The following is a 21,748-nucleotide window of genomic DNA, read 5'->3' as shown; positions in this document are numbered from 1 at the left end:
ACCCTAACACCCGGTAACCCCAGATCCCACCGCCAGTCCGCGCCGGACCGGTGTGCTGACGGTCGCGAATCTCCGCAAAAAGTCCCAATCGGACGCCGGACTTCCGCTGGCGGTCCAAACCGTAGGCTGGCCTCGTGAATGGGGTTGAGCGCAAGCGGCTGCGGGTCACGTTCAACGAGGACGCCGAGCGATACGACCGCAGCCGCCCCGCGTATCCGGTCGAGATGTTCAACGATCTGGTGGCCCTCGCTCCCCTCGGGTCCAACGCTCGTGTGCTGGAGATCGGGTGTGGGACCGGCCAAGCCACGCTGCCGTTGGCCCGACTCGGATGCACCGTCACCGCCGTCGAACTCGGCGCGAACCTGGCCGACGTCGCTCGACGCAACCTCACGGACTTCGACACCGCTCGCGTCATCCACGCCGCTTTCGAGGACTGACCGCTGCCCGCCGCGAGCTTCGACTTGGTCCTGGCAGCAACGTCTTTCCACTGGGTCGACCCGGTAGTTCGGATGTCCAAGGCCGCCGACGCCCTGGGGCACAGCGGTGCCCTCGCCGTGATCTCGACCCACCACATCGCCGGTGGCAGCGCCGCCTTCTTCGTCGACGTGCAGCGGTGCTACGAACGCTTCGACCCCGACACACCACCGGGGTTGCGGCTGTCGAGCGCCGACGACGTGCCGTACGACAGCGTCGAGTTCGACCGGTCCGGACGGTTCGGGCCGGTCCAGTTCCGCCGCTACGAACGGGACCTGACCTACACCACCGCCGAGTACCTGGACCTGCTGGCCACCTACTCCAACCATCGAGCGCTGCCAGCGGACGCCCGACGGGGCCTGTTCGACTGCATCGAGCAGCTGATCGACACCGAACACGGCGGCACGATCACCAAGCGGTACCTGATACAACTCGCCATCGCCCACCGCACAAGGTAATGAGAGTTTGCGTGGCGGTGCGGCTAGCGGAACCTCAGAGGTCTTCTCGACTCCGGGGCGACGAGACCAGCTTCGACGCGAAAACGGCATCGAAGTGCTCCAGCAGGTTTTCGACGACATCGAAGTCCAGCGCTGGGACGTCCCGCTGGCGCACCTGCCGGACACCGATGCGCTCGCCTTGTTCCTGCGGGGCCGCGGACTGCCGGACGGGCGGGCCCAGCTCGCCGCTCGGCGCCTGACCACACCCATCACCGTCACCAAGCGCGGCATGCTCGCCTGGGCTCGCAAGGGATCTCGCTAGGCGCCGGTGGTGAGGGAAACCCCTGCGAACCTCGGGGCGCATCGTTGCGCGACCGCGCGCACGCGCGCTGATCACCAGACTGTCCCGGTACTGGTGCCTTCTGCATCAGTGAGACCCGACCGCGGAACGAGAGCGAGTTGATGCCAGCACCGGAAATCAGCCGCACGTACGCGGGAAGCCTCTTCGTCGAGACCTACGGCGGCAAGGCGGTCATCCGGCGCAGCGATGATCAGGACGAGCAGCAGCTCCGGCTGTTCGGCGCGGTTCCGGATGTGCCGGGCAACGCCGTCGTGCTGGCTTCCACCGCTGCGGGTCGGGAGCCCGGTTTCCGCGCCGCGCTGCGTGATGCCTGCCGGGTCGCGTTGAGCACGGCTCGCGGGTCCGCGGACCAGGAAATCCACCGGCTTTGGGTCGCCGTCCCGGGACTGGGACACAGCGACCCGCAAGGTCATTGCCTGGCGCAGAAGCTGGCCAAGGATTTCACGGTGAACGTCTTCGCCCCGGACGGCCCGCTGACGCTCACCGCCGACGGCACGATCTTCGCGGGCAGCGATCACCACTCCTGGCGCCTTTTCGCGCCCGCACAACGGAAGCAGCGCTACTTCGCCCGATACCCGCTGCCGGTTTGGGAAGCCCTGATGCCACGCGGTGCGGTCACCGCGTCCGGCCTGGTCGCCGAGCCGATACCAGCCGGTATGTCGGTTCGCGAAGCGGACGCCCCGGACCGGGCTGACATCGGCCACGGGCTTCCGGTGTCGCGGCAACATCCACGCATCCTGTTGGGCCGCCCCGGCGACGCGCCGATCGCACCGCGCCGGATCGCCGACCTGCTCTCGCGTTTCCCCGCCGCGTTCCGCGCGAACCTGCAACTGGTGCCGACGGACCCGGAAACCGCTGGCAGCGGGTGGATGAAGCGGCTCGCCGAACTGCTGGGCCACGACGTGTTCGCCGCGACCGGGTACCTCCGCCACGAAGGGCCGGGCGTCGAAAGCGCCGTGGTGTACGACGAGCACGGTCAGCGGGCGTGGCAACCGTTTCCGGTCGCGCTGCGCCACGCCTCGAACGGGCGGGCGCAGGCGGTGGCAGCCGGTCCCCCGCCGCTGGGATGGGTGCGGTCCGGCCCCCTGGAGTACCGCGAGGTCGAGTCGGGCGGGGCCGTTGCCGGGCGGGACGAGATCATGGCGCGGGTGATACCCGCTGGTCTGGCGCTGACCACCGCGGGCGAGTCCGGTGCCGCCGACCAGCTCGCCTTCGAACCGGACCGGATGACCGTAGCCGTCGGCTCGCCTTGCAGGTCACTGGCCGGAGGCACACCGCGAGCGCTGCACCGCCTGATCGCCGGGCTCGCCCCGGAGCACCGCAGCAGGCTGCGCCTCCTCGTGCTGGGCACGGCCCACGAGCGGATGCGCGAGGCGATCCGTGCCGCGGCGGGCGAGCTGGCCGACCGGGTGGAGGTCACGGCGGTCGTACCAGCGACGGACACGGTCACCGCGGCGGAACAGACGATGGAAATCGAACCGGTGGAAAGCCCACCGACCACGGACATCCAGGCACCCGTGGACGACGCACGCCTGGAAACCGTTGAAGCCCCGAACACCCATCCAGCAGGGGAAAACCACGCGCCCCCGCAGGACGCCAATCCGCCAGCACTGGACCGAGCACCGGGGGAGGTCGTCGCGCCGCCACTGCCGCCGCGACCGGTGACCGTCTCGTCCCCGCCGGAATCGCTGCTCACCGAACCCTCCCCTCCAGCGCTTCGGCGCGATGTCGACGCGCCAGCCGAGGACGATTCCGAGACCACGCCGCCATCCAGAACAGCCGGTGCCCCGGATCCTGTCGCGGAACCCGAGCAGGAGGACCAACCGGCATCGGACCTGGTGCCCGCGCAGCCGCGCGAGCGGCGTTACCCGCCCGGCCATCGGAGCACCGCCGCCGAGCGTTCCGGTCTGGCCCGGTTGGTCGGCGCCGAGTTCGACGCGGCGCTGCCCACGGTCAACGCCGCCCTGGCCAACTACCCGGCGCTGCGAGCCGGGGTGAACCAGGACGAGAAAGCCGATTTCGTCGCGGTCTGCCTGTACGTCGGCGACGGCGAGTACGGCGCCAACGCGGTGAACCGGATGCTTCGCAACGACGAGCCCGGTGCTGATGTTTACCTGGCATGCCTCACTTCGGGCCTGCAACGGCTGCCGGTGCACCGCGGACCGGCGTACCGCATGGTCCTGTTGCACTCCCGAGAATCCTCGTTGGACGTCTACCGGACCGGAAACGTCCTCACCGAGCCAGGTTTCGTCAGCGCCACCGCAGCAATCGACGTGACCAGCGCGGAAGCACACGCGGACCTGGTCATCTGGTCGCGCTCGGCACGGCGGACCGCGGCGTTCGGCCGCAGCGGGTTGCCGGACGAAGTCGTCTTCCTGTCGGACAGCCGGTTCAAAGTGCTGGCGGTCGAGCAACCGGAAGCGACCGAACGGGACGCATCCGCGCCCGCCGCAGTGCTGATGCGGGAGTTGGGACCGGACGAGGCGACGACTCCCGGCACGCTGCACGACGCTGACCTGACGGTCCTGCCCAAGTTGAAACGCGCGCTCGGCCGCAGGCACAGCGCACAACCGCGCGAGATCGACGCCCCGGAGCAGCTGGAGCGGATCGGCGCGCCAGTCGGGATGACGGTGGCAGCGGCGCAAATCCACCCATCCCAGGAAGGCCACTCGTGACAGGACGCCGTCGAGGTCAGCACCGCAGCCGTGGTTTCCGGGGCGTGCTCGCCACGTTCAGCGCGGTGTGCGCTTTCTTCGCGCTGGCCCCGCCCGCGGCCGCGCAACCGGCGATTCAGCCACCAGATCTCGGCAACGGTTGCCGCCAGCCACCGATCCGGAGCGAACCGTCGCGGCCGTGGGCGCAGCAGATGCTCACCCCGGAACGCGCCTGGGAGCTGACTCGCGGCGCGGGCGTCACAGTCGCCGTCATCGACTCCGGTGTGGACGCCGGCACGCCGCAACTGGCCGGAGCGGTACTCGGTGGCGTCGACGTCCTCAACCAGGGTGGCGCCGCGAACACGGACTGCGTGGGGCACGGGACGTTCGTCGCAGGCATCATCGCGGCGCGGCCGATCCCAGGCATCGGATTCGCCGGAATCGCCCCGGAGTCCCGGATCCTGCCGGTGCGCTACACGCAGTCCCGCACCGGCGGCACCGCGACGGCGCTGGCCACGGCGATCCGGGAGGCGGTGGACGGTGGGGCGCAGGTCATCAACGTGTCGGCGAGCAGCCCCTATCCGAACGACGACCTCCGCGGGGCAGTGGACTACGCCCACGAGCGGGACGTGCTGATCGTGGCCGCCGCCGCGAACAGCGAGCAGCAGGGCAACCCGACCACCTATCCGGCCTCATACCCCGGTGTGCTGGCCGTGGGTGCCGTGGACGTGACCGGGTCTCGGGCGTCGTTCTCCCAGACCGGCTCGTTCGTCAGCCTCGTCGCGCCCGGTGTCGACGTGATCAGCATCGGACCTGGCGGCCCTGGGCACTGGCAGGACAGCGGAACCAGTTTCGCCGCCCCGTTCGTCGCCGGTACGGCCGCTCTCGTCCGGGCGTACCGACCGGACCTGCGGACCGACCAGGTCGCCGACCGCCTGCGGGCGACCGCGACGAGTCCGGGAGCGACCGTGCCCGATCCGGAGATGGGCTGGGGAACGGTGAATCCGTACCTCGCGGTGGCCAGCGTGCTGCCAGCCGAAGGAGGCGGAGCATCGCAGTTGGCCGGACGCGTGTCGCACGCGGACATCCCGCCGGACAACCCGGTTCCGCTGCGCGTGACCCTGATCAGCGTGGTCGGCGCGATCCTGCTCATCTGCCTGACGGCGATCGCAGCGGCACTCGGCCCGCGAGGCTGGCGCCGACGCTGGCGCAGACACCGCGTCGTCCACGTGGTCGACGACCCCGCCCCAGCCGATTTGTCGAGGTAGGCTCCCCGACCTGTGACGGCGCACGGCAGCTGGGACCGGTGGATTGGCGTGCCAGGACGAGGTGGCGAGGTCAGTTGCGGGAGGTGACGAAGTTGTCGCAGCGATCAGGAACCTCCGCTGACGATCCGTTCGGTGGTCGGCACCCGACCAGTCACGAACGGATGACGGGAGTGCCCTGGGATGCGTCGTACTACGACGGTCCTGCGCCTTGGGACATTGGCCAGCCGCAGCCAGCGATAGCGCGCGTGGCATCCGAAGGTGGATTCGCCGGAGCAGTGCTCGACGCGGGCTGCGGGACCGGCGAGAACGCGCTGCACATCGCCGCGCTGGGATTGTCGGTGCTGGGCGTTGATGTAGCTGAGACGGCACTGGCGATGGCCCGAGCGAAGGCAAACGACCGTGGGATCGAGGTCGAGTTCGCGGCGGCTGACGCGTTCCAGCTGAAACGGTTGGGGCGCAGGTTCGAGACGGTGCTGGACTGCGGACTGTTCCACACCTTCGACAGCGAAGAACGACCAGAATACGTAGCGAGTCTTGCGGCGGTGACCGAGCACGACGGGACCCTGTACGTGTTGTGCTTCAGCGACGAAGGCCCCGATATAGGCCCGCACCCCGTCAGTCGGGAAGAGCTGAGAGCAGCGTTCAACGCCAGCAGTGGATGGAATGTCGCCGCCATCGAACCGGATCGGATTCAGACGAGATTCCACGACGACGGCGCACCTGCCTGGTTCGCGACGATCAGACGGATCTAGCGGGGCGGTGCCCGCCGGAATACCTTGGTGGACCGCGAGATTCCTGCCTCGTCGAATCGATTCCCACGGCCTGGTGATGCTCCGCGCGTGGTGACGCGGAAACAGAAGCGGTATTCGTGGAGCACTGGCGAAGAATGGTCGACACTCGCGCTGGAAGTGCGAAGAGAACGAAGTGATCGAGGTAGACTGCGCAACCTGCGACGAGGCCAGATCAAGGACCCGCCTGCGCAGGTAGGAGGCCAATTGGAGGACGGCCCGGCTGGCTCAACTCCATGCCCAGGCTGTCAGGGAACCGGCACGGTCCGTGTCCCCCGGCAGTTCGTGTCGATGGAGACGGGCGAAGCTTCCACCGTGATGGCGCTGGCCCGGTGCCCGCATTGCCGGTCAACTCCCGGCCGACAGCAGGGGTATGCCCCTCCCGTGTGAGGATCGGAACTATGGCGGACCAGGGCGACAAGGACAACACCGGCATCGAGGCGTACGGCCCGAACGCGCTGTGCTTCACGTGCGGCGGGCTTCGCAAGATCAGCGAACCACGTCTGTACGCCGTGCAGGCCACCGAAGAACTCCACACCGGAATGACCATGGCCGAGTGGCGAACCTGTCCGCATTGCGAGGGCAAGGGATACCTTCCGGGACTGGCGCCACCCGTCTAACGCCACTGGAATCCGCCACCCACGGGGAGCCGTGCCCAGCTGGCGCAGCGGCCCAAACCGGCCCCGCCCCCTGCTCGGGGACGGGGCGGATTCGCCCACCGGTGGGTAGTTCCCGTCTTCATCGAGCAAGCGGCGATGCATTAGCTCAGGACAGGTGCGCGAGTACGTTGACCACCGTGCCGCCGGGGTCCTCCACGAAGAAGCGACGAACACCCCAGGGCTCGTTGGTGAGCGGGTAGACGATGCGCAATCCGCGTTGCACGGCTTCGGCGTGCACCATATCAACTGCCGCCGGTTCGCCGACGTCGATCCCGAATCGTGGCGCGGGATTTTCCATTCCTGGTGGCGGGATGATCAGCTGAGCCGTGGGGTTGTCCGGGGACCGCAAACCAAGAACCGGATCTTCCATCGCGACCTCAAGCCCGAGCACCTCGACGTAGAAGTCCCGAGACGCGGAAAGATCGCCTCCGTCAGCATAAGGAATGATTCGCCTGATCATCACCACATCCTCCCAGCCCTGCTCTCCCGCTGACTTGGACGAATGGAAAGTCCCACCATCGGTGGACAGAGCCGCGCCTGCTCTCGGGGGTGGGGGTCGCCGCTGGTCCTTGACAGGTGGATGGTGCCTCCCACCACAGCGTGACGAGGATGGGTGAGGGGCACCCTTTACCAACTTACTTGGTAACGGGTGCCCCTCACCTCTCACCTGAATGGGGTCGTGAGTGCGAAAGGGGCTGGAGCCCGGTTGTGCACTCACGACCAATCCGGGCACCCGCCGCGTTGGGTGCCGCATTTCGTTGTCGTTCTGGTCATTCTCGTCGGGTGGTCATTGCTGGGCGTTGGTTCGCGTCTTCTCTGTCGAGCACCGGGGTTTGGAGTAGGCGGACTGTTCGGCGGCGGTTGATGAATTGGGCTCTTCCTACCGGGAGGGTCTTCGGGCGGACGTCGCCGAGGAACTTTCCTTCTTCCTTCGGGCAGGAGAACAGCAGGGCCGGGGTTCCCAGTTCCCACATCCGGCGCAGGACCGGGTCCATCATCACCCGCGATGCTCCCGAGGTGCTTCGGGCGATGATCAGGTGGAACCCGATGTCCGCGCCCTGCGGGAGCAGGGACGTCAGCGGCGCCAGCGGATTCGTCATGCCGCTTTGGATCAGCTCGTGGTCGTCCACCACGATGAACAGGCGCCCGCCGGTCCACCAGTCGCGCTTGCGCAGCCGGTCCGGGGTGATCTCCGGGCCCGGCAACCGCTTGGTGAGCAACCCGGCCGCGTCCTCGATCGTCTTGCCGAAGGTGTCTCCCGACACCGAGTAGCCGATCTGGTACTCCTGCGGCACCGCGTCGTGCAGTTCTCGGCGCAGGTCGGCGAACATCAGCCGGGCGCGGTCCGACGGGTAGTGCCGTTGGATCGACCACGCGATGTGGCGCAGCAGGTTGGTCTTGCCGGACTCGGTGTCGCCGAAGATCATCAGGTGCGGGGTCAGGTCGAAGTCGTGCCACAGCGGGGCCAGGTCGACGTCGTCGATCCCGAGCGCGATCTTCGGCAGGTCGGTGTCCGCAACGGTCTCCGGCGCGGGCAGGTCGATGGCGCTGACCTCCATCGGCAGCATCCGCACCGGCGGTGCCTTCGGAGCTCCCGGCACGGCGACCGCGTCCACCAGGTCCAGCACCGCGTCGGGCAGGTCGTCGGTGGTGGCCCGGCCGTCGATGCGCGGCAGCGCGGAGCGGAAGTGCTCGCGTTCCACAGTGATCCCGTTGCCGGGCTCGGCCGGGATCTTGGCGGCGAGCTTGCTGTTCACCTCCGACTCGATGGCGTCGCCGAGCTTCAGCTCGAACCGGGTTCCCAGGACGCTGCGCAACCACGGCCGCATGTCCGCCCAGCGGGCGGAGGCGATGACCAGGTGGATGCCGAACGTCAGGCCGCGGGCGGCGAGTTCGCCGAACTTGTCCTCCAGTTCCTCGAACTCCTGCCGGATGGTGTACCAGCCGTCGACGACCAGGAAGACGTCGCCGTACGGGTCCTCGGCCACGAACCGGCCCTCCCGCCGGGCGCGCCGGTAGGCGGCCATCGAATCGATGTTGTGCGCCTGGAACCACTGTTCACGGCGGGCCAGCAGGCTGACCATCTCCTGCACGGTGCGCGAAACCCGGTCCCGGTCGAGCCGTCCGGCCACACTTCCCACGTGCGGCAGGCCCTGCAACGGCGCGAGTGATCCGCCGCCGAAATCCAAGCAGTAGAACTGCACCTCGGCGGCGGTGTGGTTGAGCGCCAACGCGGTGATCAAGGTGCGCAGCAGGGTGCTCTTCCCGCTCTGCGGGCCGCCCACGACGGCGACGTTGCCCTCGGCACCGCTCAGGTCGGCGACCAGCAGGTCGCGGCGCTGCTGGGCGGGCAGATCGATCAGGCCGACCGGCACCCGCAGTCCGTCCGGCGTGCCGCGGTGCGCGACGCGCAGACCCGTTGCCGGGTCGTCCCGCAACGGCGGGAGCAGTTCGTCCAGGGTCGGCGAGTTCCGCAGCGGGGACAGCCAAACCTGGTGCGCGGCCGGGCCGTGCCCGCGCAACTGCTCGATCAGCACGTCGATCAGCGACTGCCGGGACTCGCTTTCCGGGGCCTGCTCGGCGTCGTCGGATTCCTCGATGCGGCGCACTCGTGGTTCGAGGTACCGGCCGGTGAAGGGCACCAGCTGCTCCTCGACGACCTCGCGGCTGCGCTGGCGACGTGCCGTCCGGTAGGGCCCCGAGACGTAGGCGGCCTTGAACCGCATCAGGGTCTGCGTGTCGGTCCGCAGGTAGCCGTTGCCCGGACTGGAGGGCAGTTCGTAGGCGTCCGGCACGCCGATGACGGCCCGGCTGTCCATCGCGGAGAAGGTGCGCAGCCCGATCCGGTAGGACAGGTGGGTTTCCACCTTGCTGATCCGGCCCTCGTCGAGCCGCTGCGAGGCCAGCAGCAGGTGCACGCCGAGGCTGCGGCCGAGCCGTCCGATCATCGCGAAGGTGTCGATGAATTCGGGCTTGCTCACCAGCATTTCGCTGAACTCGTCGACCACCACGAACAGGCTTGGCATCGGGTCCAGCGGGACGCCGGAGCGGCGGGCCTTCTCGTACTCCCGGCGCGAGTTGTAGTTCCCGGCCGAGCGCAGCAGTTCCTGGCGGCGGTTCATCTCACCGGTGAGCGCGTCCTGCATCCGGTCCACCAGCTCCAGCTCGTCGACCAGGTTGGTGATCACCGCCGCGGTGTGCGGGAGCTTGTCGAAGCCGAGGAACGCCGCGCCGCCCTTGAAGTCGACGAGCACGAGGTTGAGCTCTTCGGAGGAATGCGTCGCGACCAGCGCGAGCACCAGGGTGCGCAGCAGCTCGCTCTTGCCGGAACCGGTGGCTCCCACCAGCATTCCGTGCGGCCCCATGCCGTCCTCGGCGGACTCCTTGAGGTCCAGCTCGATCGGCGTGCCGTTGCCCGCGATCCCGATCGGCACGCGCAGCCGCTGCCACGGTGACCGGCCGAGCCGCAGCGCATCGGGGTCGAAGGTGCGGGCGTCGGAGATCCCCAGCAGCGAGGTCAGTTCGTAGTCGGTGGTGAGCGGTTCGCTGCTGTCGTTGGCGACGCCGACCCGGTACGGCGAGATGCAGCGGGCCAGCGCGGCAGCCCCGGCGATGCTGATCGCGTCCGCGCGGCACAGCGGGCTGGTGCTCTCCCGCCCGGCGCGGTCGAAGTTCACGGTGCTGATCTCCGGCGGCCCGACTTCGCCCGGCGCGACTTCGAGGTGCAGCACCGCACGGTTCGCCTGCCAGGTCAGCGTGCTGTTGATGTCGATCAGCACGGCGTTGCGGAAGCCAGCGCCCGCGAGGCGGTGACCGGCTGGGATCGTCGCCCCGTCGGTGACCACGACGACGAAAGGTTCGGTCGCGGTGATCGGGGTGGACGGTTCGAACCGGGGGCGTTCGGTGAACTGCTCGCCGCCGAGCATGGTTTCGAGTTCGGTGACGTTGTCCGACAGCAACCGGAGCGGTCCGGCGCCGTCCCGGCGCTCGTCGTCCTGGGCGTGCGGCAACCACTTCGCCCAGTCCCATTCGGCGCGCTCCTGCTCCCCCACGCAGAACGCGATCCGCAAGTCGCCCGGCGAGTGGAAGGCAACCGTCTGGCAGAGCATGGCCCGCACCAGGGCGCGCTGGGCCCCCGGCTCGCCGCGCAGCTGCACTCGGGCGAAGCCGCGCAAGTACACCGCGATCGGCGCGGACGGCAGCGTGGTGTAGGCGCGCAGGAAGCGGCGCAGCGCGTGCGCGGCGAGCGGTTCGAGGTCTTCCACCGGTTTGGTCTGCGGCGGCACCAGTTTCACGGCGGCGCGCTGCGGCCCCAGGCCGATGCGGACCTCGCCGAAGTCGTCGTGCGAGGTGCGCCGTTCCCAGCGCCGGTAGCTCAGCACCAGCGACCACAGCGAGCCCGGCGCCGGGTGGGTCCAGGTCGCGGCGCGGTGCTGGTTCCCCAGCGTTTCGCGGACCTGCCGACGTACCTGGGCCAGGTAGCGGAGGTAGTCCCGCCGGTCGCCGCCGAGCTGGCGCTTGCGGTCGCTGGCCACCCGCAGCAGCTGGCTGAACAGCATGGTGACCATGGCCACGCCCATCAGGCCAGCGGCGACGTAGGTGAGCGGACCGGTCCGGCCGGGCTGGATGAAGAACAGCATCATCGCACCGGCCATCACCGCCATCGGCAGGTACATCAGCACCATGCTCAGGCCGCCGCTCTGCGGCTCCGGCACCGCGGGCGGCTCCTGCAGCTCCACCTCGTCCGCGGGCATCGCCGGGCCCGCGCGGCGAGCGGGTCGGCGGAACAGCGTCGTGCTCAACGCAAGTCTCCTCTGGTGCGGGGTTCCCCTCGGATTGCCCGGCGGAGCCGTCCCGGCCCGCGCGCCCGGCGCGCGAACCACTACGTTCCGCCGTGTCGCGGTCTCGGCCAGCCAGCCAGGAAGGAAACCGGACACCAACGTGGAAGACGCCGCCAAGGATGTCACAAGCCAGCTCTGCCGACTACGGGTACTCGTCAAGGACAGATCGGTAGAACTGGCGCTGCCCACCGATGTAGCGCTCGTCGACATGCTGCCCGCGATCCTGCAGCACGCCGGTCCTGAACTGGCCGACGAGGGTGTGGAGCACGAAGGGTGGGTGCTGCAACGGTTCGGCAAAGCACCGCTGGACGAAAACCGCACCGCCACCGAATTGGGGCTGCTCGACGGTGAGACCGTCCACTTGCGACCTCGAGCGGCGAGCCTGCCGGAAATCGACTTCGACGACCTGGTGGACGGAATCGCGGAGCAGGTCCGCCGCCGTTCGGACGCGTGGACGAACGCGCTCAGCAGGTGGATGCTGCTGGCGTTCGCCGGGCTCTCGCTCGTGCTCGGCCTGCTGGTGCTCACCATGGACGGATCGACGTTCGTGCGGACGATCGCGTCGGGAGCGACCGGGCTGGCCCTGCTCGTCGCTGCGACTGCGATCGCGCGAAGCACAGCGGACACGATGACCGCAACGGTGCTGGCGTTGCTGGCCGTGCCCTACGCCGCGCTGTGCGGGTGGCTGCTCCCGTTGGCCGTGCAGGCAGGCGCGGGCATCGACCTGAACGTGACGTGCGCCGCCGTGCTCGTCGTCGTGGCACTGGCCGCTGGCCTGCTCGGGACAGCCGATTCCGCGCTGCTGTTCGTCAGCGCGTTGTTCGCCGCCGTGCTCGGCGCAGTCACGGCGTTGATCAACACCACCACGCCCGCCGACACCGGCCAAGCCGCTGCGATCGGGCTCGTACTCTGCCTGATCACGCTCGGTTTCGTGCCGACGTCGGCGTTCCGACTCGCCGGGCTGAGCCTGCCCATGCTCCCGACCACCGCCGACGAGTTCACCGAGGACACCGATCCGATTCCACATCAGATCGTGGTGCAGCGCTCGGCGGTGGCGAACCGCTACATGACCGGGTTGTACCTGACGTTGGGCGCTTTGCAGGTGGTGCTGTTCGCCATCGTCGTCCACACCGGCGCGATGTGGGAAATGATCATGGTCGCGGTGGCCGGGTTGCTGCTCCTGCTGCGCTCCCGGCACATCGACGGGGCCCGCCAGCGGTGGGCGCTGCTGGTGCCCGCCGGGTTCGGCCTCAGCGCGGACGCGCTCCGGCTCGTCGCTGGTTTCGATCCGTTCAACAGGTTTTGGTTCGCGTTCGCCTGCGCGCTGCTGCTGGCGCTGCTGCTCGTGGTAGCGAGCAAGACTCTGCCCGGACGCAAGCTGCGCCCCTACTGGGGCCGGGCGGTGGACATCCTGGAAACCCTCTCCGCACTCGCAATCATCCCGTTGCTGCTGGCCGTGCTCGACGTCTACATGCTCGTGCGCGGACTCGCGGGCTGACGCACTCGACCAAACGTCCGGCATCGGATTACGAAACATCAGGAGAAACGCATGCAGTCCCGCCGCGACCAGGTGCAGGCTTACTTCTTCATGGTGGGGCGGCTGGTTTCGGCGCTGATGCGGGGCCGCCCGGACGAACAGGCCACCCCGACCCGGCGGTTCGTGGTGGGAGCGGTCATCGGCACCCTCCTCGGCGGGCTCGTGGTGGCCGGTTTCGGCGTGTACGGAATGGTCGTGCCCGGTGGCAACAACTCCTGGCGGGCGCCGGGCACTGTCATAGTGGCCAAGGAGACCGGCACCCGGTTCCTGTACTTGGACGGCGTGCTGCACCCGGTGCTGAACTACTCCTCCGCGATGCTGGCCAGCAACAGTCCGCAGTCGACGGTGAAATCGGTGTCGCAGAACTCCCTGCAAGGGGTGCCGCGCGGGGCACCGATCGGGATCGCGGACGCGCCGGATTCGCTGCCGTCGGCCAAGAACCTGATCAGCGACCCGTGGGTCGCGTGCGTCGCCACCGTCGCATCGCCCTCCGGCGCCGAGGTGCCGATCATCGATCTGCAGGTCGGCGCCCCACCCGGTGCCCCGCTCACCGATGACGAAGGGCTACTGGTGTCCACACCGGACTCCGGAACCTTCCTGGTGTGGCAGGGAAAGCGGTTGCGCATGCCGAACGCCACCGCCGTCAACGCCCTCGGCTACGGCGACATCATCCCGTTCCCGGTGCCGACCGGTTGGATCAACGCGCTGGCCACCGGGCCGGACCTGGTTTCGGCGAAGGTTCCCGGTGCAGGCTCCGCGGGAATGCGCGTGGCAGGCCAACCGAGCCGGGTCGGCCAGATCTACGAGGTGCGCAACCCAGTTCTCGGGAAGACCGATTTCTACCTGCTGCTCGCGGACGGCTTCGCGCCGCTGACGCCGACGATGGCGAGCCTGCTGCTGGCGGATCCCGCCATCTCCGCCGCCTACCCGGGCAAGCCGCCCGCACCGATAGCGGTCGGCCCGGAGGTGCTGGCCGCCATCCCGAGGTCCGCGTCGCTCGGCACGCCCGCGGGGTATCCACCGGTCCCACCGCGCGTGCGGTCGGTCGGCATCGGAGGCAGCCTCCGGCCCTGCGCCGCGTTCGCCGTGACCGGCCGCACCGCGGGCGAAACCACGATCCGGTTGGTCAGCCGTGCCGAAGCGACCGGCACCGGGCAGATGTCGCCGGGCGCGTCCCAACGGATCACGGTGCCCCCGAACCGGGGCGTCCTGGTACGCGACCAGCCCGCTCCCGGCGTCCCCACCGGGACCCACTTCCTGGTGTCGGATCTCGGCGTGAAATATCCGCTGCCGAGCCTGGATGTGGCGGCAACCCTCGGATATGGCGGGGTGCCCCCGGTTCCGGTCCCGACTCCGCTGCTCTCGCTGCTGCCGACCGGTCCGGCACTGGATCCCGCCGCTGCGGTCCGGATGCATCCGGCCAGTCCGCAACCGGCCGCGATCAACTGAGGGATACCCCCGCGTGGAAGCAGATTCCGCCCCGGAGGGTAATCGAAATCACCGACCGGTGGTGAACTGGCGCTGTCAGAGCTCCCGGACGTCTCCATGAACGCGCGGGACGCCCAGATCCGAAGAGGTGGAACATGGCCCCAGTGACCAATCTGACCGTCTCCGACCTGGAGACGAAGGCGAATCAGCACGAGCAGACGGCGGAGTCGGTCAAGGCGGAGCAGAAGAAGCTGGCCGCTGATATCCAAGCGCTGGTCGGCCCCAACCAGGGGGACATGATGGTCGCCCTGCAGAACCTGCACCAGCAGTGGCAGGAGCAGATGACCCGGGTCGTGAACGACCTGCTGAGCATGGCGCAAACGCTTCGCGAGGGCGCGCGCAAGCTGCAGCAAGGGGACGTCGACAACGGCGCTCAGTTGAAGCCTCTGGAGGGGGCCATCCCCATGTCTTCAGGGAGCCCGGCGACCCCGATGTCCAGCTTCCTGTCGTGAGCACCAGTAGAGCAGCCGTCCAGCCGAGACCAGAGGAGTACATCCATGGCCGATGAAATCAAGTACCAGTACGACGCACTTCTTGCTGGCATCGAGCGCATGCAGCAAGGAACTAGGACGATCGACGGACTGACGGGCGAGTTGACCAACGACACCAAAGCAGCGCTGGCGAACTTCGACGCCGAGACAGCCGTGACGTACGGCCAGAAGTCCCAGGATCTCAGCACTGCGCTAAACGACATGGGTCAACACCTGGCCAGAACGGCCGCTACCACCAACGACACTGTCGACAACATGAAAAACACCGACAGGTCCACGGCCCAGACCTTCGCGTAACTGGCGGCTGTCAGCACCCGCTTCACGTGGCGCGGTGCCGGAAAGCGCCCGGCACCGCGCTGCTATCGGCACGTACCCATACCTGATCATGCGCGATTGCGGAGCGTTACATCATGCCCAACGGTGACAAGACCACTCTCGAACCCGCTGCGGTCAAGAGTTCCGGCGAGGCGATCAAGACGCTCGGGTCGGATGTCCGCGGTTACAGCACGCTCAACGACATCAACCCGAAACCCGGTGATTTCCAGGTCGGCGACTGGCTCCGGGAACTCATCACGACCCGTCGCGACGAGTTGCACCAGCACTGCAACGAGCTGAGCGCGGCCCTGCAGGAAGTGGGCCAGAAGCTCCAGCAGATCGCCAGCGAGATCGAGTCCACGGACCAGAGCAACGGTGAGAAGGTGCGCAAGCTCAACGGCGACCTGGAGGACACGGTCAGCGACATGGAGACTCGGGTCGACAACCTGGCCCCGAGTCTCAGCGGAGGTTCGGAGCAGAAGGTCTGAGTTCGCGACCCGATGCGACATCCGATCCCATCGCCCGGCTCACCCAGGAAGGTCTCCGCCGCCAACCGCCACGTTCCGGGTGGGCCATTCCCCATGCAATACCGACCGAAGGTGGTGCTCAGGCGTTGGACGCGACGCGCATAGCACGCTCTTCGGCCTTGACCGGATCAACCCGCCAACCACGAGTTCCCGCGGTCCACGGCGTCTGGTAGCAGAACCGCCTTCGCCCCAAGGGGACTCCTCGCCACCGAGCACGGAGGAAGCACACCGATGGGCATGTTTGGTCCCGATGACGAGGACAACAGCGGTTCGGGCGGCGACGGCGGTTCGAGCACTGATTCGCCCAAGGATGACGGTCCCGGCGACGTCATCGACACGGTCGACGAAGTACGGGAACGGGGCAAGGACGCTGGCAGCATCAGCGCCAATCCGGGCTATTTCGACAGCATGCGCGATGATGCGCGCAGCGAGTCGGACGAGTTCATGGGGCGGCACGGGAACTTCTCCGACGAGGAGATCCACGGTGCCGAGGATTACCTGGACGGCATGGAGGACGACGTCCGCAATGCGGACGAGGCCGTCGGCGTTTCGGATTCGGAGGATGGCACCAGCGACTCGGACTCCGACTCCAGCTCGGACGACGACTCGGACTCCGATTCGGACACGGACTCCGACTCGGACGATGACTCGGATTCGGACTCCGACTCGGACGATGACTCGGATTCGGATTCGGACGACGACTCCTACGACAACCCACTTCCGGAGGGTTACACCGGCATCTTGGGATCGAATCCCGCCGATGACAGCGACTCGGACACCGACTCCGATTCACACTCCGACAGCGATTCAGACTCCGACTCCGATTCAGACTCCGACTCCGATTCAGACTCCGACAGCGATTCAGACTCCGACAGCGACTCGGACTCCGACAGCGACTCGGACGCGGACTCCGACTCGGACAGCGGTTCCGGCTCCAGCGGTGGTTCCGGCTCCGGCGGCTCCATTGGTGCGACGCCCGCGGCCCCGCTGGAGGATTACAGCAATTTCTCCATGTCACAGGTCATCCAGGCGCTCAACGGTGATCCCACCACGCTGCACTCCGCCGCCCAGTCGTTCCAGACGATGACCCAGAATCTTTCCGACGCGCACGAGTCACTGCGCGGCCAGGTGGAGAAGGTCAAGGGTTCCTTCGAGGGTGCCGCTGGAGATGCCTTCCAGGGCTTCGGGAAACGGCTGCTCGACTCGGCGGGTGAAGTGGTGGACTCGCTCAAGGAGAGCGGGTACGCGGAGCGCATCGCGAACGCCGCGGACATGGCCGCTCGGGCGAAGAGCGCGATAGTTCCAATCGTCGAGGCGTACACCAAAGCCGCGGCCTACGCGGACGCCTTCGCCTCCCTGCCGTCGTCGGTTCAAGGCAAGGACGCGGCCGCGAAGGTGGCGTCGGATGTGGCGGAGGAACTCCTCGACACCGCGCGCAAAGTGGTGGGCACCGTCGCCGACAACTACGACTCGAACGGAAGCAGCCTGACACCGCTGCAAGCCGAGTTGCCCACGACCGGAGACGGCGGTTCCGGTGGCGGGTCGGGCTCTGGTGGCGGGTCGGGCTCTGGTGGCGGATCGGGTTCCGGTAGCGGGTCGGGTTCCGGCGGTGGATCGGGTTCCGGCGGTGGATCGGGTTCCGGCGGCGGATCGGGTTCCGGCGGCGGGTCCGGGTCCGGTAGCGGATCGGGTTCGGGCGACGGCTCCGGCTCCGGCGACGGCTCCGGTAAGAACGACGGTTCCGGTGACGGGTCCGACAACAAGGACTACAGCGACGAAATAGACAAAGCCAACGAGAACATCGACGACGCTCAAAAGGCGGGCGACGACGCACTCTCCGAGCTGAATTCCGACGGCGGTACTGGTTCCGGCGGTGGGTCCGGTTCCGGCGGTGGCACCGGCGGCGAAACGGGTTCCGGCGGCGGCATCGGTGGCGGTACCGGCGGCGGGACAGGTTCCGGTAGCAGCGGCACGGGCTCCGCTGGCGGTACCGGCGGCGGCTCGGGGTCGAAAGAAAGCGGTACCGGGAACGGGATTGACACCGGCGCCATCAACTCGGCGCTGGACGGTGCCCGGCAAGCGGGCGACGACGCACTCTCCCAGCTGGGCTCCGATGGCGGGACGGGTTCCGGTGGCGGTACTGGAAGTTCCGGGGCTGGCGGCATGGGACCCGGCGGAATCGGAGGCTCGACCGGCGGCGGCAGCGGCTCGGGGAACTCCAAGACCGGACCGTCCTCATCGGACTCGGCGGGTGGCTCCGGCAAACCGAAAACCTCAAGTGTGGACCCCAATGCCGTGGGCAACGCACTCGGCAACGCCACCGACGCCGCCAAGAAAGCTGGTGACGAAGCGCTCGCTGGCCTCACCGGCGACTCCGGCGGTGGCCAGGGTGGCGGATCCGGTTCCGGCGGTGCCCTCGACCCGAACGCTCCAGGCTCCGGCAAGCCGGGAACCTCAAGTGTGGACCCCAATGCCGTGGACAAGGCACTCGACAACGCCACCGACGCCGCCAAGAAGGCCGGTGATGAGGCACTCGCTGGCCTCACCGGCGACTCCGGCGGCTTGGGCGGCGGGGACTCCGGCGCGGGTTCTGGAGGAGACCTGGGAGGGACCGCCACCGACGCCGCCGAAGACGCGGGACAGGATGCGCTCGACAAACTCACCGGAGGCGGCTCCGACGGTACGGCGGGCGGTGGCCACGAGATCACTCCCGACCAGGTCGACGGCATCGTCGACGACATGGCGGACGCGGCCCGCTCCGCCGGGGAGCAGAGCTTGGAGCAGTTGCTCGGTCCCGAGGCCGCGCATTCTCCGGAAGCCCAGGACGCGCTCAACGATGTCGTCGAGCAGGCCCGCTCCGCCGGGGAGCAGAGCCTGCGGGAACTGTCGGCGGACGGTGGGCCGCTGGATGTCGGCGAGGTCAAGGACGTCATGAACGACGTGGTCGACGCCAGTCGCACTGCGGGCGACCAGGCCGTAGCCGAACTGCGGGCACCGGACGATCCGACCGGCGAACTGGCCGACTTCCTCTCGCCCGGTGGTGGCGCAGGAGGTGGTGGCGGTGTCTCGCTGCCGGACAGCATCGGCGCCGGTGGTCTCTCGCCGGAACTCGGAAACTCCATGGGCTCGTCGTTGGATGCCTCGACGCCCGCTACCCCGCAGGGCAACCTCGTCGCCGCCACCCAGGGCGGCGCGATGGGCGGGATGGGTCAAGGCGCGATGGGCGGCGGCATGCCGCCGATGATGCCGCCGATGGGCGGTATGGGAGGCATGGGGGCCAACGGCAATGCCGAGCGGCAACGAAGCACCTGGCTGAGCGAGGACGGCGGAGCCTGGGACGAGGATGTCAGCGGCACCGTCTCCCCCGTGCTCGGCCGGGACGGATAGTTCGGCGAACGTCATGCGAACCGAGGAGGAACTCGAATGAGCCCGGCCACGCCGGACATGGACCCGGCCACGCCAGGACCACAAATCGATCCCGCGGCGGAATCGGCGGAGCAGTACACGGTCGATTCCGCCGCGGCCGCGCTGGCCCAGGCCGACGCGCAGCGGTTCTACCAGGACGGCGGGCAATTCGAGGCGGTCTCCCAGTGGCTGCAGTCGAGGGCGGACGGACTGCGCGGCGAAATCCGGCGGCTGGAGCAACCCTGGCAGGGCGTAGGAGCCGATGCCTTCGCCGCAGCCGCGGAGAAGTACTCGCAGCAGATCGACGGATTCGTCGACATCCTCAGCGCACCGAGTTACCTCTCGCTGATGGGCCAGCTCGGCGATGCCCTGGCCACCGCGCAGCGTCAGATCTCGGACCTGCAGAGCCAGCGCCAGCAGGCCAGGGACGCGCTGGCGGCCGACCCGAAGGCCGCGGGCGATCCCGCCGCGCAGACCGCGCACCAGCAGCAGGAAAAAGCGCTGGACGAGCACGCCCAGCAGATCATGGCTCAACTGGGCGCCGCATACCGGCAGATCGGTGGCCAGTTCCGGGAGTTCGCACAACGAAGCACCGGTGCCGCGGAGGGATCCCCGGCGTCGAGCGGCAATGCGAATCCGTCGGCCGGGGCATCGTCGGGACCGGCTGCGGGATCGGGCGGCGCCAACACCGGCGTGGTGTCTTCCGGAACCGGAGTGCGGGCGGCCACGCCGTCGGCCGGGGGAGATTCCGGTGTGCTGGGCCGAAGCACTGGTTCGGAGCTGAGCGGTGGTGCTTCCGCAACCGACGCCTCACCCGCCTCGCTCTCCGGTGGCGTCTTCGCTACTGCCAGTCCATCGTCCCCGGTCATGGGGCTTACCGGCGCGGGGGTTGTCGGGAAATCGCAGGACAAATCCAGGTCCGCCCAAACCGATCTGTCCAGTGTGGATCCCAACATGCTGGAATTGTCCCAACCAACCCTGGAGTCGTCCGGCGGGCAGGTGCTTTCCGCCGACACGGGACGAACGGTCACCTCTCCGTCGGTACCGATGTCCGTCGGCAGCGACGGGCAGCAGGACCAGCGTTCGCGGAAGCAGACCCTCACCGCGCTGTCGCCGGATTTCCGCACGGCTTCGGCACTCGAAGCCGGTATGCCGGGCGGTGCCTTCGGAAACACGGCGCAGTCCACCACCGGCGCTCCTGGCGTCCAGCCAGCACCCGCCACTGTTGACACGCCCGCGCCAGCATCGAGTACGACTGCCGCGACATCGGCGTCCGGCAGCCGGATTGCCGTTCCCAGCGGGTCCGTTGGGGGTGCGCTGACCAATCCCGCGCTCGCCGACGACGTGCTTTCCTCCGTTCCGACCTCCGCCAATCTCCCCCGTGCCGAACAACTACCGACTGCGGCGACGCCGCCGGGCACTTCGGCGGCGACCGGCGGATCGCCGCTCATGCCGCCGATGACCGGGGCCGGGGCCGCCGATGGCAGCAGCGGCGAACGCAACCACAACACGCTCAACCTGGAGGAAACCGACACCTGGGACTCGACTTCCGGCGTACCCGGCGGCGTCCTCGGGCGGTAGCGACACCTTCCACGTTCCAGACCGGAGACCACCATGACATCCAGATTCTCCCAAGGCGACCTGCCCGACCTCGGTTCTGCTCTCGAACTGTTCGAGCAGGAACAGGCCAAACTGGCGGACTTCCAACAGAAACTGGCCGAGACGAGCACGGTCGTCGATTCCCGCAACCGGATGTTGACCGTCACGCTGGACGGCAGCGGCGAGCTGAGCGACCTCAAGTTCAACACCACCGCCTACCGGACGATGGCTCCGGCGGAGCTGTCCGCGTTGATCCTCGAAACACTGCGAAAAGCCCGTTCGCAGAGCTTCCAAACGATGCAGGAGCTGATGGGCGGCGGCCCGCTGCAAGGCCTCGACATCGAGGAGATCGCCACCGGCCAGGCAGATCTCGCCGCGGTCCTCGGCAAGGTGATGGGTCCGTCACTGGAGGCGGTGCAGGAAGCAGGCGGTATCGGCGCGCCGAAGCGAACCGACGACACGGACGACGACGGTTGGGAACGCTGACGACCGAGGATTTCGACTGAAGGCACCAACGGAAGGAGACCCACCGTGGCATCCGAGACCTACCTGAACGTTCCGGGCATGGAGGACACCTCGCGCAAACTGGCTTCGGCCACCGAGAATTTCAGCGGCGCCATCGACGAGCTGAAGGCCAGCCTGGCACGCGACGAGGGGTGCTGGAGCGACGACAAGATCGGCAAGAGCTTCGAGAACACCTACGTGGGCCCGGCCACCGAAACCCAGAACGGTCTCACCGAGCTGGCGAAGTCGCTCCGGTCGTTCGCCACCGAGGGAATGCCCAACGCCGTGCGGAATTTCCAGAAGGTGGACTCCGACGGTGGCGACGCCCTCAACAAGCTCTCCTGACCAGAGACGCCGGTAGGTCTCGCCGTCGAGAGCCCGATGCCGCATCGGGCTCCGG

The 21,748-nt window shown here is 68.3% G+C and carries 18 protein-coding genes; 16 read left to right on the top strand and 2 right to left on the bottom strand.

All coding sequences use genetic code 11. The features are described 5' to 3' along the window. Window positions 1–134 precede the first annotated feature (134 nt). From MOQ72_RS08635 to MOQ72_RS08605, 7 genes are all read left to right on the top strand, one after another. Window positions 135–437 (top strand): class I SAM-dependent methyltransferase, encoded by a 303-nt coding sequence (locus MOQ72_RS08635; protein ID WP_242181735.1) that lies wholly within the window; start codon window positions 135–137, stop codon window positions 435–437. Between the two features lie 72 nt (window positions 438–509). Continuing rightward, a complete protein-coding gene (locus MOQ72_RS08630; protein WP_242181732.1) occupies window positions 510–932 on the top strand; it encodes a hypothetical protein in 423 nt (140 codons plus the stop codon). Window positions 933–1,026: 94 nt separating this feature from the next. After that, entirely contained in the window at window positions 1,027–1,233 is a 207-nt protein-coding gene (locus MOQ72_RS08625) for a hypothetical protein (protein ID WP_242181730.1), read from the top strand. 140 nt (window positions 1,234–1,373) lie between these two features. Beyond that, the gene (locus MOQ72_RS08620; protein WP_242181728.1) at window positions 1,374–3,947 is read left to right on the top strand and encodes a hypothetical protein; all 2,574 of its coding nucleotides are present in this window, start codon (window positions 1,374–1,376) and stop codon (window positions 3,945–3,947) included. After that, complete coding sequence (mycP, locus tag MOQ72_RS08615) at window positions 3,944–5,194, top strand: type VII secretion-associated serine protease mycosin (protein ID WP_242181726.1); 1,251 nt, start codon at window positions 3,944–3,946, stop codon at window positions 5,192–5,194. Before MOQ72_RS08620 ends, mycP begins: the two co-directional genes overlap by 4 nt. Window positions 5,195–5,355: 161 nt before the next feature. Next, window positions 5,356–5,946, top strand: coding sequence for a class I SAM-dependent methyltransferase (locus MOQ72_RS08610; RefSeq protein ID WP_242181724.1), 591 nt, complete (start codon window positions 5,356–5,358; stop codon window positions 5,944–5,946). 437 nt (window positions 5,947–6,383) lie between these two features. Further along, the gene (locus tag MOQ72_RS08605; RefSeq protein WP_242181722.1) at window positions 6,384–6,602 is read left to right on the top strand and encodes a hypothetical protein; all 219 of its coding nucleotides are present in this window, start codon (window positions 6,384–6,386) and stop codon (window positions 6,600–6,602) included. A 145-nt stretch (window positions 6,603–6,747) separates the two neighbouring features. Here the strand turns inward: MOQ72_RS08605 and MOQ72_RS08600 are convergent, their stop codons facing one another. After that, window positions 6,748–7,101 (bottom strand): VOC family protein, encoded by a 354-nt coding sequence (locus MOQ72_RS08600; RefSeq protein WP_242181719.1) that lies wholly within the window; start codon window positions 7,099–7,101, stop codon window positions 6,748–6,750. Between the two features lie 310 nt (window positions 7,102–7,411). After that, window positions 7,412–11,443: a type VII secretion protein EccCa gene (gene eccCa / locus MOQ72_RS08595; RefSeq protein ID WP_242181717.1), complete on the bottom strand. Its 4,032-nt coding sequence runs from the start codon at window positions 11,441–11,443 to the stop codon at window positions 7,412–7,414. On the opposite strand from eccCa, the gene eccD reads away from it, so the two are divergent. The 9 genes from eccD to MOQ72_RS08550 all read left to right on the top strand — a co-directional run bounded on the left by eccD (window position 11,436) and on the right by MOQ72_RS08550 (window position 21,693). Further along, window positions 11,436–12,980, top strand: a complete 1,545-nt coding sequence (gene eccD, locus MOQ72_RS08590; protein WP_242181715.1) for a type VII secretion integral membrane protein EccD — start codon at window positions 11,436–11,438, stop codon at window positions 12,978–12,980. The genes eccCa and eccD overlap by 8 nt on opposite strands. Before the next feature lie 51 nt (window positions 12,981–13,031). Further along, a complete protein-coding gene (gene eccB, locus MOQ72_RS08585) occupies window positions 13,032–14,468 on the top strand; it encodes a type VII secretion protein EccB (protein ID WP_242181713.1) in 1,437 nt (478 codons plus the stop codon). 143 nt (window positions 14,469–14,611) lie between these two features. Beyond that, a complete protein-coding gene (locus MOQ72_RS08580) occupies window positions 14,612–14,959 on the top strand; it encodes a WXG100 family type VII secretion target (RefSeq protein WP_242181711.1) in 348 nt (115 codons plus the stop codon). Between the two features lie 45 nt (window positions 14,960–15,004). Further along, complete coding sequence (locus MOQ72_RS08575; protein ID WP_242181709.1) at window positions 15,005–15,295, top strand: hypothetical protein; 291 nt, start codon at window positions 15,005–15,007, stop codon at window positions 15,293–15,295. 113 nt (window positions 15,296–15,408) lie between these two features. Next, window positions 15,409–15,801 carry a hypothetical protein gene (locus MOQ72_RS08570; protein WP_242181708.1) on the top strand — a complete coding sequence of 131 codons (393 nt, stop codon included), beginning with the start codon at window positions 15,409–15,411 and terminating at the stop codon, window positions 15,799–15,801. A gap of 270 nt (window positions 15,802–16,071) precedes the next feature. Next, complete coding sequence (locus MOQ72_RS08565) at window positions 16,072–19,227, top strand: WXG100 family type VII secretion target (RefSeq protein WP_242181705.1); 3,156 nt, start codon at window positions 16,072–16,074, stop codon at window positions 19,225–19,227. A gap of 36 nt (window positions 19,228–19,263) precedes the next feature. After that, window positions 19,264–20,826 carry a flagellar export protein FliJ gene (locus MOQ72_RS08560; RefSeq protein WP_242181703.1) on the top strand — a complete coding sequence of 521 codons (1,563 nt, stop codon included), beginning with the start codon at window positions 19,264–19,266 and terminating at the stop codon, window positions 20,824–20,826. 33 nt (window positions 20,827–20,859) lie between these two features. Continuing rightward, a complete protein-coding gene (locus MOQ72_RS08555) occupies window positions 20,860–21,330 on the top strand; it encodes a YbaB/EbfC family nucleoid-associated protein (protein WP_242181701.1) in 471 nt (156 codons plus the stop codon). A 45-nt stretch (window positions 21,331–21,375) separates the two neighbouring features. Further along, window positions 21,376–21,693 carry a hypothetical protein gene (locus MOQ72_RS08550; RefSeq protein WP_242181700.1) on the top strand — a complete coding sequence of 106 codons (318 nt, stop codon included), beginning with the start codon at window positions 21,376–21,378 and terminating at the stop codon, window positions 21,691–21,693. Window positions 21,694–21,748: the final 55 nt, after the last annotated feature.

Origin of the sequence: Saccharopolyspora soli (assembly GCF_022678645.1) — a bacterium.
Classification (GTDB): Bacteria; Actinomycetota; Actinomycetes; order Mycobacteriales; family Pseudonocardiaceae; genus Saccharopolyspora; species Saccharopolyspora soli.
The sequence above is the reverse complement of the archived record's forward strand: the minus strand, read 5'-3'. Positions and strand labels throughout refer to the sequence as shown.

Bases quoted from the DNA above. Each gene is read 5' to 3' on its own strand.
- MOQ72_RS08630 (WP_242181732.1), top strand. From the start codon at position 510: ATGTCCAAGGCCGCCGACGCCCTGGGGCACAGCGGTGCCCTCGCCGTG.
- MOQ72_RS08620 (WP_242181728.1), top strand. From the start codon at position 1,374: ATGCCAGCACCGGAAATCAGCCGCACGTACGCGGGAAGCCTCTTCGTC.
- MOQ72_RS08610 (WP_242181724.1), top strand. From the start codon at position 5,356: ATGACGGGAGTGCCCTGGGATGCGTCGTACTACGACGGTCCTGCGCCT.
- MOQ72_RS08605 (WP_242181722.1), top strand. From the start codon at position 6,384: ATGGCGGACCAGGGCGACAAGGACAACACCGGCATCGAGGCGTACGGC.
- MOQ72_RS08600 (WP_242181719.1), bottom strand. From the start codon at position 7,101: ATGATCAGGCGAATCATTCCTTATGCTGACGGAGGCGATCTTTCCGCG.
- eccB (WP_242181713.1), top strand. From the start codon at position 13,032: ATGCAGTCCCGCCGCGACCAGGTGCAGGCTTACTTCTTCATGGTGGGG.
- MOQ72_RS08575 (WP_242181709.1), top strand. From the start codon at position 15,005: ATGGCCGATGAAATCAAGTACCAGTACGACGCACTTCTTGCTGGCATC.
- MOQ72_RS08570 (WP_242181708.1), top strand. From the start codon at position 15,409: ATGCCCAACGGTGACAAGACCACTCTCGAACCCGCTGCGGTCAAGAGT.
- MOQ72_RS08565 (WP_242181705.1), top strand. From the start codon at position 16,072: ATGGGCATGTTTGGTCCCGATGACGAGGACAACAGCGGTTCGGGCGGC.
- MOQ72_RS08560 (WP_242181703.1), top strand. From the start codon at position 19,264: ATGAGCCCGGCCACGCCGGACATGGACCCGGCCACGCCAGGACCACAA.
- MOQ72_RS08555 (WP_242181701.1), top strand. From the start codon at position 20,860: ATGACATCCAGATTCTCCCAAGGCGACCTGCCCGACCTCGGTTCTGCT.